The organism is Nostoc sp. UHCC 0302, from assembly GCF_038096175.1.
Taxonomy (GTDB): Bacteria; Cyanobacteriota; Cyanobacteriia; order Cyanobacteriales; family Nostocaceae; genus UHCC-0302.
Genome location: NZ_CP151099.1, coordinates 26191 through 41026, shown reverse-complemented (window position 1 = coordinate 41026; position 14836 = coordinate 26191). Strand labels below are relative to the sequence as shown.

The window sequence follows — 14836 nt, the reverse complement described above, 5'->3', positions numbered from 1 at the left end:
ATATTTAACTCAAAATATGTGCTAAATCCAACACAAACCCTGGTAGTACGTTCTCTCCTAATAGACTAGTAGGCGATTGTAGAACCTCGACCTCCTGCCCAGGGCGGTAAATTTCTACTCTTTGATTTTGAGGATCAATCAGCCAGCCTAAACGTACACCGTTAACAATATATTCCTGCATTTTTTGTTGCACAGTCTTTAAGCTGTCTGAAGCAGAGCGTAATTCTACCGCAAAATCTGGAGCCATTGGTAAGAATCTAGCAGGATCTGGGTTTAGGGCTTCTAATCGTTCCCGGCTTACCCAAGACGCATCAGGAGAACGATTTGCACCATTGGGAAGCTTGAAACCCGTTGAAGAGTCAAAAGCCAAACCTGTGCCATCCGCGTCAGCCCAATTACCTAAGCGCTGTGTCAGTCTACTATTGCGATTTCCGCTTTCCCATCCAGTTGGTGGCATGATAATTAATTCTCCCTCTGCCGTGCGCTCAAGTCGCAAATCTCGATTATTCTGACAGAGTTGAAAGAATTGCTCATCTGTTAATTCAATGGTGGGGCTGAGGGTTAGAATAAGGGCAGTCATAGTTGCCTCTCAAGCTTGCTAACTGTAGCGTAACACTGAGTTAACATACTAGGTCAACCATCTAATAATTTTTGTGCTTACTATAGAGCTATTTACTAAACAGTTATCAGAAAATATTTCAAAACCCTGTAGTATTATAAAAGTACAAATTTACCAATTGCGATAAAGTTTTTCCGCATAAAACATAATCTCTTCATTTGGCAATCTAATTTTTGGTTTTTGCCGAGGATACAAACTTTCAACTGCACTAGTATCTTGTTCTACAATGGTAGCTGCCGCTTGTAAAAAGGAGTTTCTAAAGATAATTTTCATTAAAGGATTGATGACTTTGGCATAAAACAGAATAAATGTCTTCGTCACTTTTTCTGTTTCCGGGTAGAGAATATGAATTTGAACAATACTGCCGATAGGAGATTTTGCAAACAGAGCTGTAGTTGAAGGAAAAGCGTATTCAAGTGTGTTATCGAGAGTCTTAGGAATAATTCCTAAAGCAGGATTTTTGATAAGTTCCCCTAGAGTATTGTTAGCTCTTTTAACCTCTTGCTTTACTTTGGCGTAGTATCCTTTTTCTTCAAAAGACCTGACACTACAAGATGTGATTTGAAATAGTTCTTTATGAGTACCATTTTGGTGATTATAGTCGTAGTTAACCATCAAGTTACTCAGAAAATCACCTCGAATACTTTTTTCTCCAGTAACACCTATAAATTCGTATTCATCTACAATTCTCTGATGTAAATCTGGAATGGGTAATCTTGGCTCCAAGCCTGCATACGTCCAGATACAATCATTATTAACAATTAGCTCTAATGGCTTGGTAATTGGTTGGTTTTCTGCTTTTTTATCTTGGTATAGTCTACCTTGCCCATCAAACTCTAAAGCATGAAAAGGGCAGATAATAGTATTTTTCTGTTGACAAACCCAGCCATTAGATAAGGGCGCTTGCATATGTGGACAGATGTTATCAAGCGCAAACACTTCACCTTTTTGGTTTTGCCAAATAACATAATCTATCCCATTTAAAGTAATTTTATTGGGTCTATTTATTCCTAACATTGACTTGTGAGCAATTAACCAAGGTGCACCAGGTAAAATTGGTTCCATTTTTCCTCCAAGTTATTTTTGAAAGTGTTTCTTTAAAGGTTGATATATTGCGTTAGTAAAACTTCACGCAATATTCCCATATAAAATTTTTTGCTAGTAAGCTCGTGTTGCTTGCCGAAGATAACCAGTTGATTTCAAATTGGAATAACTAAAGTATTATCTGCAATGAACGAACTAAAACTACCGAGTATTTTCTCAGCTAGCTTCGGCTACTAAATGGCTAAATTATTAGATAACTAACTAAAAAATTAGTTAGTTATCAATTTAATCAATTTTATTCTCTATGTCAACTACTAATCAATTTTTTAGTTAAGATGTTCTCGTTAGTTTGATGGATAACCGTGGGCCGTTCAACACAGTCAAAACTTTCATCTAAAAAACTGCGTCAGGTGCGCGATGCAGAGGCGACAAAAACGCAGATTCTAGATGCGGCAGAAGCAGAATTCGCCAGATATGGACTCAGCGGGGCGCGGACAGAGGCGATCGCTAAAGGTGCAGGTGTCACTACAGCGATGATTTACTACTACTTTGACAACAAAGAAGGACTATATCAAGCTGTTCTGCAACGCCCTGTAGTAGAGATGCACGAAGGGTTTCAACAGCTAAATTTGGATCAGTTCCCACCAGAGGAAGCTTTGAAGATATTGGTGAAGGAGGCGATCGCCTACGAAGCTGCTCACCCGCAACGGGGAATGCTTTGGTTTCAAGAAGCAAACCAAAATCAGGGAAAATATTTCAAACAGGGGAATTGGCAAGAAAATTTTGCGTATCTGATCAAGATTTTAGAACGGGGAATGGCAGAGGGTTGCTTCCGCCAACTTGACCCATTTCTCACTACTCTCCATATTATTGGAGTTTGTAATTTATACTTCAACGCTTACGAAAACATCAAACATACTAGACCTGATTTGCAATTGCTGAGTCCAGAAATGATTGATCTGCATACTCAAGCAGCAGTTAATTTTATTTTGGCTGGAGTACGATGTATTGGGGATTAGGAATTGAATATCGAAAAACTTTATCGTGGTAACAAAGGGCAAATAATGCCCTTACTGAATCCTCAGTATTGGTTTATTTGGACACTCTAAACATAATATCTAGGGAAATTCTGGTCGCACCTCAAAAAAAACTCTTAACAAGATTATTACCAACTAAGCGATCGCACGCATAATCAGCTTAGGTAAAGCAACTATTCTAAATCAACGAAATACTTGCTATATAAAATTACGAATTCCGTGCAGTATTACTAGCCTGTAACTTAGGATAAGCAATACGTTTGTGATGGAATTGTTGCCAAACTTCTACGAAGATTTGGGCTATTTTTGTCATCTCTTCGCGTGTTATCCCCGAATCTACCATTTGATTGTCTTGCCATCTAGCTCGGAGAATGTTGTTAAGCATTGTTAAGGCTTGTTCTGGGGAGACGTCTTTAAGTGATCGCAGCGCCGCCTCGCAGGAATCTGCCAACATAACAATTGCTGTTTCTCGTGACTGCGGAATTGGGCCATCGTAGCGAAAATCTGCCTCGTCTAATGTAAGGCTGGGGTCTGCCTGCACCATTTGCTGGGCTTGGTGATAGAAATATGCAATCAGCATCGTTCCTTGATGCTCAGGAATAAAGGCTTGAATAGCTGTAGGCAAAAGGTGCTTTCGCGCCATTACTAACCCTTCAATAACGTGCTTTTTAATAATTTCCGCACTTTTCCAAGGGTCGTTAATTTCTGTATCATGCTTATTCGGCCCGCCCATTTGATTTTCAATAAAGCCCAAAGGGTCGTGCATTTTACCAATATCGTGATACAGCGTACCAGCTCTTACCAGTTCGACATTGCATCCTAGTTGTTTGGCAGCGGCTTCGGCAAGGGTGGACACAAACAAAGTATGTTGAAACGTTCCGGGAGTTTCTGTAGCGAGTCTTTTTAATAAGGGGCGGTTAGGGTTCGCCAGTTCTGCTAGACGGATTGGGGTAACTAAATCAAAAAGTTTTTCCAAATAAGGACTTAAACCTAGTGCAACAACACTCCAGGCTAAGCCGGATAAAGCATATAATGCCGCTTCTTGTAAGACAATGTACCAATTTGAACCAAATGCTTCACCGATTAAAAGATTAACAATTAGATAAATGCCTCCTTGGGTTAAAGCAATGGCAATCCCTAATAATGCTAATTCTTCGCGCGATCGCAATCGTTGTGCCATGCAGCTACCTAATATTCCTCCAGCTGCACCAGCTAAAAGCCCAATTGGATTGATTTCTAAGCTAATTCCGACTAAAACCAACAATAAGCTGACAACTGTCACGCCCGAAGCCGCGCCGTAGAAGCTACCCAACAAGATACCAATGGCGCTCCAAGTACTGTATGGCACTCCCATGATTACCATTCCTGGGGTACTTAGGGTAAGCAGCAACACCAAAAAGCGATCGCGTTGTCGTAATTGAGTATTAACCCTGTGTTCTACCCAGACAAAAATACCAACTGCGACTGTAACAATTCCCCCTAACTTCGCTAAACCCAGCCAGTTAACTTCCCGGCGAATCAGGTGATAATACTCCAACACCTCAAAGTTCCAGGCAGTAATTTGCTCTCCTTGATTGACAATCGCCTCACCATACCGCACCTTCCGCATCACAGGTGTCACCCCATCAGCCGCCTTTTGAGCCTGTTGTTCAGTCTGTTCTTGATCATTCTTTAGATTCGGTTGAAGTACAGCCGATAAGACTTTGATTGCTAAGGGTTCAGCGTCTTTTGGTACAAACCACTGTACTTGTAGGCTAACGGCATCTTGTAAAACATTTTTTGGTAGTCCAAGTGGGATGCCTTGGGTAAGAATTCGCTCCGCAGTTTCATGGATTCCCGTTTGTGTTTTTGCCCACTCCTCATCTGACAAGTCCAAAAGCATAGTTCCTTCAAATACGGTTTCTGGTCTAGCAGTCTCCATCTGCAAAAGTTTTGTATTGGCTTGGGTATATTTTTGGCGTACTTGAGAGATTCGAGTAATTAGTGAGGACAAGTTTTTCTCAGAAGTCGTATTACGGTATGCTGCTAGTTCCGCGACTGCTGAAGTAAAGTTAGCATTTTGGGGAAAATCTATTGGTTTTGGCTCATCTGGAGCTACTTTAGTACTTTGAGAATCAGATTTGAGTAGGCTAGGAATTGTTAATGGCGGAGGAAACAAAGGGTAAGCAGATGGAACTAAAATACGCTGTCCTGCTGCTTTTCTTTGCTGGTTTCTAGTGTTTTCTACAGCTACTAAAAGTGCTTGCCATTCTGGCTCTGAGCAAGAGCGGAGGTAACGCTGGATAGAGATGGGCAAAACTAAAGTGTCAAAGAAAGGAAAAGATCCGGCTACAGTACGAATTTCATCACCATCATCCAGAAGTTTTTGCAAATTTTGGTCGATTTTTTCGTTGATTTGAGTATCAATCATTAAAACCGGGATGGATCTTCCACTAACAGCTTTGCGTTGGGCTTCTGTTTTTTTCTTATCTTCGATGCTGGCTGTATAGGGTGCTTTAATTGTTTGTGGCGCTGGAGTTCCTACTTTGAGCTGAGGCTGGTTATATAATTTATGTCCAAGAATGCCTGTAAGAGCTATTATGGCGATCGCTAAAATGGCAGAGGAACGTTTTTCATGTAACCAGCCTAAACCGATTGCATAAATGCCACTATTAGTTTTGACTGATTTCGCCATTGATGCTATGGCTGTTCCTTGTTTTCGATGCTTGCCATTTTCACTGGGTTTTAATAAATACAGGAATATTTGCTTAATTACAGCCCTTAATATTTCACCTCTTAACCTTTTGCCTTTTGGTCTTTTTGCTCTCCCAAGCAACTTTCCTTTACGGCGTAATGCTTTGTACTGTCGCCGCCAGTAAGTTAATTGCTGGATCAAAGACTGCAAAAATTGCTGCATTTTTATCACCTTTGCCTGCGGTTGCTGACTTTGATAGCTCAAAACAAGACAATCCCCAAAAATGTCCGCTCTCTGGCTGCCTTTCTCACAACTCTGGGGGCGGGAACTGATTGAAGCCTGTTTGCCACAATAGCTATCTACAGACTCAGGTCAAGGATTTGCTGAAAAATTGTAGTATATGAAACTGTAAATTTTGTAGTTGCTAGATAAATTGGTGGTATTGAGCTTTTTGCCCCCGCACTATTTTTTATTAAAAATAGTATTAACGCGACCGGATAACGCGTGGAGCTGCGTAGACTGAAAGCGGAGCTATTTCAGAATTCATGGCAGATGCCTCTTTTAATTCATCTGGATCTACAGTGGTACTATACACTCCTGACCACACAGTCACAAGTGCATCAGCTAATTTTAGCATCTGAGAAAAGTCCGTCAGTCCCCATACTGTAGAATTTGCTTGTGAGAGTAAGACACGCAAATTTACAGGAATACCCTGTGTGGTGTTATATGCTCCTGATAAAGCGCCAGTGATTGTACCTGTAGCTTGTAAACTTAAATATTTTGACGCCCGAATAGCATCATCTTCGACTTTGGAATCGCCATTAAGAGTAGCCCGTAAAACTGCAAGGCGAAAGTCTTCTAAAGTACTGAGAAAGCAATAAAATGCTATAGCAATATTGTTACTTAGCTTTTCTTCCTTATTCAACTCAGCTTGCGCCTTTTCCAATCCAGCCCCTTGATTTACCAATTTATGCACTTTTAACAATTGTTTTGGTATTGATGTTGGGGTTTCTCCAAGAAAAGAAATTATTTGAGGGATAAGGGTTAGAGGATCAAGTTTTTCAGTTAGGGATTGAGTGATTGCATAACCTATAGCTAGTGTTCCATCTCGAACAATTGGGTCATTTCCCCAGATTTGCACCACAGCTAGCAAATTTTGTCGCAGTTTGATGGGATTTTCGTGAAAAAAAAGTGCCACTGGTAATGTGGCAAGAATTACTTTTATTGAAACAGCGTCATCTGCTTCTAAATGAAGAGATTCTTGAGGCTGACGCGCTATCCAATCATTTAAATCTAATCTGCCAAGCTTTATCAAACTTTCAGTAACCAGAACAGCCATGTTACCTAAATCTGGGCAATGAGACTTAGTTTGATTAGTTGAGGCTAAACTTTCCCCTACGAATGCCCCTAGTAAAGTGCCTCTAAACCGACTTATAAGAGAGTAACGCATGAATTATAAAGTTAAGGGTGACAAGTTAGGAGTGATAAGTTAATTAAAAACAACTTATTACTATTTTGAATCCTAACTCCTGCCTGTCTAAAGTTCTGAGCAGAGACTTCCTCCGCTCAGACTTCTCTGTATCTCCTAACTTCTAATTCGTAACTCTTAAATAATCCACTAAGGCTTGTAAGCCCAATAAGTAACTTTGGACGCCAAAACCACTTATTTGCCCAATAGCAACTGGAGCGATGTACGAATGATGACGAAAATCTTCTCTGCGGTAAATGTTACTCAGATGTACTTCTACTGTAGGCAAGTTAACAGCAGCGATCGCATCACGCAATGCCACACTTGTGTGTGTATAAGCGCCTGCATTAATCAGAATTCCCTGATGTTTTCCTAAAGCTCCATGAATAGTATCTACCAAAACCCCTTCATGATTTGACTGCACAGGAAATAGTTTCGCCTGTAACTTTACCCCTTCTTCTTCTAACAGGCGGTTAATTTCCGGTAAAGTCAAAGAACCATAAATTCCGGGTTCTCTCTGTCCTAGCAAATTTAAGTTTGGCCCATGTAGTGCTAGGATGCTTAGGGTTTGCGAATTAGAGTTCAGCACGTTTGGGCTACTAGCGACGGCGCGATCGCTCGTTTACAGGAATCGGAATCAGTTCCGGTTCCGGCTCCGCCTCTGGCCCTAAAAGGCTGTCAATTAGCTTACGTGCTAATTCTTTAAGCTTTTCCAGTACCTTTTCTATATAGTCCATTGAACTGATCGCTCCTGAGATACTACCTCAATTTTTGATTCACACTTACGCAGAAAATAGCGTCTTTTCGCACCTTTTGCTTCCGAACGGGCTGATACACATCTAAATTTCGACGGCATATGCCATTTTAAAATTTGGTTTTGTGTTTTCCCTTACTCTTTAGAGTATCACACTAGTAACCTATCAAGCTGCATCCTACCAAGGATGGGTATGTAGGTTTAAGAGTCAAGGGTCAGCCACTACAGACGCGATTATACTCTTACGATAAGCCGCTCTTTGAGCGTCTACGCGTCTGTACAAGAGACAAAATCATATACTTGGACTTTGGACTTTGGAGTCTGTAAAGCAGTACTAGTCTTCTGCGTCATTTTTTTTCGCTACAGATTTTGATGACTTAGCGGTTGATTTGGTTGTTGACCTTGTGGTTGACTTGGTTCTTGAACTCGTTGATTTACTTGTTGTTTTGCGAGTAGATTTCGTTGTTGATGCTTTAGCTGCCAGCAATGTCAGTGCCGCCGATAGTGTTATATCTTCCACTGATTGTCCTTCTGGGATACTTACATTAGTTTTACTATGCTTGATGTAAGGGCCATAAGGGCCATCGTAGATATTAACTGGTTCGTCATCGTCTGGGTGCTTACCCAATTCGCGTAACGCTGCTTTCGACTTGCTGTTAGTTGAGCTGCGTCCCTTTTTCGGCTCAGACAACAACTCTAATGCACGTTCTAGAGAAATTGTCAATACATTATCAGCAGCTTTAAGCGATCGATAGTCTTTCCCTTCTTTCCCTTGGTCATGAACGACATAAGGGCCGAAGCGTCCTAGACTTGCTTGGATTTTGCCACCAGTGCCTGGATGGGTTCCCAGCGTCCGGGGCAATGCTAATAAACCGACAGCCATATCCAGAGTTACAGTTTCTGGGGTGACGCCTTTGAGTAAAGAAGCTTGTTTGGGTTTGGGGTTTTCATCAGACTTGTCACCCAACTGAACGTATGGGCCATAAGTGCCGATTTTTACGTAAATCGGTTCACCTGTTTCGGGATGGCGACCAAGTTGGTCAGGGCCAGTGGTTTTTTGTCGTAGTAGAGTTTCTACTTGTTTCGGGTCAAGGTCAGCTGGTGTTAGGTCTTTGGGAATAGAAGCGGTAACAACACCCTCACCATTTTCAACTTCGATGTAAGGGCCATATTTACCAATACGAACTTTGGCATTTAAATTTTCCAGTTCTACTGTTCTAGCTTTGTTGGCATCAATTAGATTTTCCCGTTCCTTAACTAAGGTTTCCAAACCTTTGTCACCCAAATAAAATTCCCGTAAGTACGGTAGCCAAGCAGCTTCGCCGTCAGCAATGTCATCGAGAGTTTGCTCCATTTTGGAGGTAAAGCTGGGATCAACAATGTCCGGGAAGTGTTTTTCTAATAAATCGGTAACGGCAAAGGCTGTGAAGGTGGGAATCAGAGCATTACTCACCAATTGGGCATAACCCTTGTCGATAATTGTGCCGATGATGCTGGCGTAGGTACTAGGACGACCAATGCCTTCGCTTTCCAAAGTTTTCACTAGGGTAGCTTCAGTGTACCGGGCTGGTGGTTGGGTTTCATGACCAACTGCTTCTAGATTGGTACAATTTGGATGATCGCCTACTTTAAGTGCAGGTAAAATGACTTCCTGGTCTTCGAGTGCTGCTTCTGGATCGTCTGAACCTTCAACGTAGGCGCGTAGATATCCTGGAAAGTCGATGCGCTTACCAGAGGAACGAAATCCGGCGTCTTCGACTTGCAATTGTACAGTAACTTGAGTTTGTCGAGAATCAGCCATTTGGCTGGCGACAGTACGCTTCCAAATCAAATCATAAACGGCAAGTTCCCGACCGCTTAAGCCAGTTTCTTGGGGTGTACGAAAGGTGCTACCTGCTGGTCGAATTGCTTCGTGTGCCTCTTGTGCGCCTTTAGATTTAGTAGTGTATTGTCTAGGTTGAGGGCTAAGGTATTGTTGACCGTAAAGCTTTTCTACACAACTACGGGCAGCTGCGATCGCCTGCTCTGATAAATGCACTGAATCTGTACGCATATAGGTAATGTAGCCCTGCTCGTACAAATTTTGGGCAATCCGCATTGTGTCTCGTGCAGAAAGACGCAGTTTTCGGTTAGATTCTTGTTGCAGTGTCGAAGTTGTAAAGGGTGGTGCAGGCTTGCGCGTCACTGGACGTTCCTCCACATCTGTGACATTCCAAGGTTTACCATTGAGGCGTTCCTTGAGGGCTACTGCATCCTCTTCTGAGAGCAACACGACATTGCGACCAGCGACAATTTGTCCAGTTGCAGGGTCGAAATCGCTACCAGTTGCGACTTTTGTCTTTGCTAGGGTTACTAACTGCGAATTAAAGGGGCTTTTTTGCTGCTCTAAATTAGCTTTCAAGTCCCAATAAGTACCTTCGTGGAAAGCGCGGCGCTGACGTTCTTTCGTGACCAAAAGCCGCACGGCTACAGATTGCACCCGTCCAGCAGACAATCCCCAGGCAATTTTTTTCCACAGCAGGGGAGACAGGGTATAGCCAACCAGTCTATCTAAAATCCGTCGTGTTTCTTGGGCGCGAACCAACTGCTCATCAATATTGCGGCAGTTTTTTAAAGCTTTTTTAATAGCCTCTTGGGTAATTTCATGAAATACCATCCGCTTGGTCGGAACTTTGGGCTTCAGCAACTGGTATAAATGCCAGCTGATGCTTTCACCTTCTCGGTCTTCGTCCGTTGCCAGGATTAGTTCATCTACATCTTTTAGTGCATCTTTCAGTTGGGTGACAATTTTCTTTTTGTCTTTTGGGACGACATACACCGGTTCAAAGTCGGCTTCTACATTTACCCCAAGCTGCGCCCATGCTTCCCCTTTAATATTAGCGGGAATTTCACTGGCTGACTGGGGAAGGTCACGGACATGACCCATAGAGGCTTCCACCCGATAGTCTTTTGGCAGGTAGTTGCGAATGGTACGAGCTTTGGTTGGAGATTCGACGATGACGAGAGTTGACATGGAAATTTTAAGAAAAAAATAGCTGCTAAGCTAAAGAGCCAAATTGAGTTAATTTCAGCGAAATGTCAAGATAAACGTCACGCTAAGGGCTGTGATTTCATCCTCACACAAAATACCCTGTAGGGCAAAACTCCGCTCACTTTGGGCAAAGTCCTTCCCAGACAATCGGGTGGCGGAACGCTGGGTATGAATTTCCAGCTATTTCAATCTTTAACTTATCTAACGCATAATTGGCGACTACAGTTTTCAAAATATCCCTGAAGTGTAATACAACCATAACTTTTGTAATTGACAAGAGGGCATGAGTGGAGATGTGCAAACAAGAATAATTCTGTTGCCATAAGCTAATCGTCATTCATTTTTTCAGGATGATGGCTCGTAGAAAGGGCTACCTTACGGGTTTTGCGAAGCAGTACAGCCCTGATTTCGATGCAATTTGAATGCTCATTAGCTGATGACTTTCTCTACTCTCTGCTTGTCTACTCCTCCATCTCCTCACTTTCTCACTCTTTCACTCTCAAAGAGGTTGTGCCAAAATTAAACCAAACTTGAGAGTAAAAGCGAAGTGGGGTTTGTACCTATTCGCTTGAGGCAAAACTATGCAAGCAATTCGTCAAGGTGATGTTATCTTACTACCTGTGCAGGAAGTTAAAGGACAAAAAATACCTCATCTAATTTTGGCAAAAGGCGAAGTTACGGGGCATAAACATCAGATTACTGAGGGAAAAGCTGAATTATACGAAAAAGATAGCACACTCTATCTGCGTGTGTTTTCAGAAATAGCGTTGCTTGCCCATGAAGGACATCAGGCTATTCCTATTCCCCAAGGTAACTGGTTAGTGAAAATTCAGCGGGAATATGAGCCTGAAGGTTGGCGATATGTTGCTGATTGACAAGCTAACGTCTGAGCAGGAGGCTTTGATTCCAGTTTATCGCCAGAAGTGGAGAGCGATCGCGCTTTCAACTGAGCGGATTGAAAAGCGATTAAGGGCTTCTCTAAAAACACGTTTAGAATCTTATATAACGGACGTTTATGATAAATGCTGGCAATCAGATAGAAAGGCTACATCAAGTAGTGTATTAGATTTTTCTTTTAGAGTATTAAATTTTAATTATGATGTGAAAAAATTCCAGCATTATCAATCATTGATTATAGAATATGCTGGATTTTTGCTTTTGAAAAAGTAGCAATTATCTGCGATTGTCCGCTTCACCTCCGCTTTGATAATCAAAATCGCCTCCATGCTGAAGGCGAACCTGCAATAGAGTACGTCGATGGATTTAGTCTCTACTCCTATCACGGTGTAACCCTGCCTGAAAAATATGGTAAAGTCCACCCTGAGAAATGGCAACCTCAATGGCTTTTAATAGAAGAAAATGCCGAGCTACGGCGAGTACTAATTCAAGGCATTGGTTACGCCAGAATTTGCGAATAATTGTAAGTTATTTAATTAAATGCTTGGGCTGAATATACTCTATTAAAAATAGATGCGGATGTTGATGAAGAGCCAATTTATTTATTAAAAATGACTTGCCCTAGCACAAAATTTATTCACGCCCTGCGAGTTTCACCAAATACAAACTCAGCGCGTGAAGCTATTCGTTGGGTAAATTGGGGAATCGATTCAGAGGACTTTGCAGTCCAAACCTAATTCTTTAACTATGACGATAAGCTAAAAAGAATACTAACTATAGAAAAAAATTATGCATTGTACCATACATCAAGACAAATACAAGAATGCAGGCTTGGCCAAATAAGAAGTTATGGTAGGATAAATCTGGAGAAGTTGAGTTCGGCGATGCGAATCTTGTTATTAGTAATAATTGCAAGCAGCTCTCTGGATAAACATCTCTGCATCAATGGATTCTGGAGAGTTTCATGTCAATCTACGTAGGGAATCTATCCTACAGCGTCACACAAGACGACCTAACTAATGTATTTTCCGAGTACGGTACTGTCAAACGCGTTCAATTACCTACAGATAGGGAAACAGGACGCGCAAGAGGCTTTGGTTTCGTAGAAATGGAATCATCAGCCGCAGAAGATGCCGCTATTGAGGCTTTAGATGGTGCTGAATGGATGGGACGTGTATTAAAAGTGAATAAGGCTAGACCACGGGAGGAGAAAGGTACTCGCTCTGGCGGTGGTAGTAGTTGGGGAAAAAATAGCGGTGAATACTCGCGCCGTTATTAAATCTTAATGTATTGAAAATGGCAAAGGCATAATCAGCTTTTGCTAAGTAAAAATTATCTCAAAATGAGCAGTTCAGTAAACAACTGATCTGCTTATTTCTCGTAAAAATACTGTGGGGTTTATGAAAATTACCGGGTTCATGCAGTAGATGTCAAAACTCGGTTTATTTATAAATATTTAGTCACTAAAAAGACTATTTATTGTAGCAAGAGTGTTTTTCGCGTAAGCCCTATTATTAATTGAGAACTACAAACCCCATACTTCAAGATCATTTAATTTAATCTGTGGATATTAGCTTAGTGTGGGAATGAGCCACTATTGTTTCTTGAATCCGCTTACACTAGAAGCGACTTTCAGTTTAAGACATAAAGATTAATGCAACTTTGGTAAAGAACAATAGATAGAATGAACAAAGTTAGCCTTAATGTCTAATCGCCAAAACCTATACATCTCATGGATTTTGCTAATCTTGCATCCCAGTTAAATGCTGGAACGATTTTGCCAGAGGGGATTGTTATTCTCACCCTCTTAGGGGTTTTGATTGTTGATTTGATTTTGGGGCGTTCATCTGCACGCTGGATTGGATATCTAGCGATCGCAGGTTTGCTTGCTTCCATTGTCGCCCTAGTTTTTCAATGGGATTCTTCTAATCCCATCTCTTTTACTGGTAGCTTTAACAGTGACGACCTCAGTATTATCTTTCGCGGTATCATTGCTTTATCTGCCGTTGTAACTATATTGATGTCAATTCGCTACGTTGAGCAGAGCGGCACAGCTTTAGCCGAATTCATCGCTATTTTGATGACTGCTACCCTGGGAGGAATGTTTTTATCCGGGGCTAGTGAGTTGGTGATGATTTTCATCTCCCTAGAAACCCTGAGTATTTCTTCTTACTTACTCACAGGTTATACCAAGCGTGACCCCCGCTCAAACGAAGCGGCACTGAAATACTTGTTGATTGGAGCTTCAAGTACAGCAGTATTTTTATATGGGGTATCACTGCTGTATGGGTTATCGGGTGGACAAACCGAACTGAGTGCGATCGCTAATGGTATAGCCACAGCTAAGCTCGGTCAATCTTTAGGTTTGGTAATTGCCCTTGTGTTTGCGATCGCAGGTATTGGCTTCAAAATTTCTGCTGCACCCTTCCACCAATGGACACCAGACGTTTACGAAGGCGCTCCTACCCCGGTAATTGCCTTTTTGTCTGTCGGTTCCAAAGCCGCCGGATTTGCCCTAGCCATTCGCTTGCTGACAACAGCTTTCCCCCTTGTTGTTGATGAGTGGAGGTTTGTCTTTACAGCTCTTGCCGTTCTTAGTTTGATATTGGGTAACGTAGTTGCCTTGGCACAAACTAGTATGAAACGGATGCTAGCTTATTCATCCATTGCCCAAGCTGGGTTTGTGATGATTGGCTTAATTGCTGGTACGCAGGCAGGGTATGCCAGTATGCTATTTTACCTACTGGTTTACTTGTTCATGAACTTATGCGGCTTCACCTGCATAATTCTATTCTCCCTGCGAACGGGAACTGATCAGATTGCTGAATACTCCGGCTTGTATCAAAAAGACCCGCTCCTGACACTAGGATTAAGTGTTTCTTTGCTTTCTCTAGGTGGTATTCCACCACTAGCTGGATTTTTTGGCAAGATTTACTTATTCTGGGCAGGTTGGCAGGCAGGCCTTTACTGGTTAGTTTTGCTAGGTTTAGTTACCACCGTTGTCTCCATCTACTACTACATTCGCGTAGTTAAGATGATGGTAGTAAAAGAACCCCAAGAAATGTCTGACGTAGTGAAAAATTATCCCGAAGTGCGTTGGAATTTGCCTGGATTAAGACCTTTGCAGGTCGGATTAGTGGTAACTTTAATTGCTACTTCCATAGCTGGAATTTTGTCAAATCCGCTGTTTACATTGGTTAACAACTCCGTCTCCCATACGCCAATTTTACAAGCGATAATTCTTGACAAAAATCAGGTAAGTACGATTAATACCAAGCAACCAGAAGAGCTGTAGTTACAACTTTCTTAATG

The 14836-nt window shown here is 41.8% G+C and carries 11 protein-coding genes and 1 pseudogene; 5 read left to right on the top strand and 7 right to left on the bottom strand.

The genetic code is table 11. The features are described 5' to 3' along the window. Positions 1-4: 4 nt before the first annotated feature. Together WKK05_RS00155 and WKK05_RS00150 are read right to left on the bottom strand one after the other, a co-directional pair. Positions 5-580 (bottom strand): Uma2 family endonuclease, encoded by a 576-nt coding sequence (locus WKK05_RS00155; RefSeq protein WP_341527812.1) that lies wholly within the window; start codon positions 578-580, stop codon positions 5-7. A gap of 150 nt (positions 581-730) precedes the next feature. Beyond that, positions 731-1684, bottom strand: a complete 954-nt coding sequence (locus tag WKK05_RS00150) for a Rieske 2Fe-2S domain-containing protein (RefSeq protein WP_341527811.1) — start codon at positions 1682-1684, stop codon at positions 731-733. A 341-nt stretch (positions 1685-2025) separates the two neighbouring features. Between WKK05_RS00150 and WKK05_RS00145 the strand changes: the two genes are divergently transcribed. After that, positions 2026-2682 (top strand): TetR family transcriptional regulator, encoded by a 657-nt coding sequence (locus WKK05_RS00145; RefSeq protein ID WP_341527810.1) that lies wholly within the window; start codon positions 2026-2028, stop codon positions 2680-2682. A gap of 226 nt (positions 2683-2908) precedes the next feature. Here the strand turns inward: WKK05_RS00145 and WKK05_RS00140 are convergent, their stop codons facing one another. The 5 genes from WKK05_RS00140 to topA form a co-directional block, all read right to left on the bottom strand. Further along, positions 2909-5602, bottom strand: a complete 2694-nt coding sequence (locus WKK05_RS00140) for an HD family phosphohydrolase (RefSeq protein WP_341530977.1) — start codon at positions 5600-5602, stop codon at positions 2909-2911. Between the two features lie 256 nt (positions 5603-5858). Then, complete coding sequence (locus WKK05_RS00135) at positions 5859-6824, bottom strand: ADP-ribosylglycohydrolase family protein (RefSeq protein ID WP_341527809.1); 966 nt, start codon at positions 6822-6824, stop codon at positions 5859-5861. A gap of 142 nt (positions 6825-6966) precedes the next feature. After that, positions 6967-7431: a type II 3-dehydroquinate dehydratase gene (gene aroQ / locus WKK05_RS00130; protein ID WP_341527808.1), complete on the bottom strand. Its 465-nt coding sequence runs from the start codon at positions 7429-7431 to the stop codon at positions 6967-6969. Positions 7432-7441: 10 nt separating this feature from the next. After that, entirely contained in the window at positions 7442-7579 is a 138-nt protein-coding gene (locus tag WKK05_RS00125; protein WP_341527807.1) for a hypothetical protein, read from the bottom strand. A 351-nt stretch (positions 7580-7930) separates the two neighbouring features. Then, positions 7931-10609, bottom strand: coding sequence for a type I DNA topoisomerase (gene topA / locus WKK05_RS00120; RefSeq protein WP_341527806.1), 2679 nt, complete (start codon positions 10607-10609; stop codon positions 7931-7933). A gap of 599 nt (positions 10610-11208) precedes the next feature. Between topA and WKK05_RS00115 the strand changes: the two genes are divergently transcribed. The 4 genes and pseudogenes from WKK05_RS00115 to WKK05_RS00100 all read left to right on the top strand — a co-directional run bounded on the left by WKK05_RS00115 (position 11209) and on the right by WKK05_RS00100 (position 14819). After that, on the top strand, positions 11209-11502 hold the full coding sequence (locus WKK05_RS00115) for a hypothetical protein (RefSeq protein WP_341527805.1): 294 nt from the start codon (positions 11209-11211) through the stop codon (positions 11500-11502). A gap of 208 nt (positions 11503-11710) precedes the next feature. Next, positions 11711-12261 (top strand): annotated as a pseudogene (locus WKK05_RS00110) (DUF6745 domain-containing protein); the annotation flags it as partial. A 227-nt stretch (positions 12262-12488) separates the two neighbouring features. Further along, entirely contained in the window at positions 12489-12803 is a 315-nt protein-coding gene (locus tag WKK05_RS00105) for an RNA-binding protein (protein WP_341527804.1), read from the top strand. Positions 12804-13256: 453 nt separating this feature from the next. Then, positions 13257-14819 carry an NAD(P)H-quinone oxidoreductase subunit N gene (locus WKK05_RS00100; RefSeq protein WP_341527803.1) on the top strand — a complete coding sequence of 521 codons (1563 nt, stop codon included), beginning with the start codon at positions 13257-13259 and terminating at the stop codon, positions 14817-14819. Positions 14820-14836 lie beyond the last annotated feature (17 nt).

Excerpts from the sequence above, each read along its gene's own strand:
- WKK05_RS00105 (WP_341527804.1), top strand. The coding sequence starts at position 12,489 with ATGTCAATCTACGTAGGGAATCTATCCTACAGCGTCACACAAGACGAC.
- topA (WP_341527806.1), bottom strand. The coding sequence starts at position 10,609 with ATGTCAACTCTCGTCATCGTCGAATCTCCAACCAAAGCTCGTACCATT.
- WKK05_RS00155 (WP_341527812.1), bottom strand. The coding sequence starts at position 580 with ATGACTGCCCTTATTCTAACCCTCAGCCCCACCATTGAATTAACAGAT.
- WKK05_RS00135 (WP_341527809.1), bottom strand. The coding sequence starts at position 6,824 with ATGCGTTACTCTCTTATAAGTCGGTTTAGAGGCACTTTACTAGGGGCA.
- WKK05_RS00100 (WP_341527803.1), top strand. The coding sequence starts at position 13,257 with ATGGATTTTGCTAATCTTGCATCCCAGTTAAATGCTGGAACGATTTTG.
- WKK05_RS00125 (WP_341527807.1), bottom strand. The coding sequence starts at position 7,579 with ATGGACTATATAGAAAAGGTACTGGAAAAGCTTAAAGAATTAGCACGT.
- WKK05_RS00115 (WP_341527805.1), top strand. The coding sequence starts at position 11,209 with ATGCAAGCAATTCGTCAAGGTGATGTTATCTTACTACCTGTGCAGGAA.
- WKK05_RS00150 (WP_341527811.1), bottom strand. The coding sequence starts at position 1,684 with ATGGAACCAATTTTACCTGGTGCACCTTGGTTAATTGCTCACAAGTCA.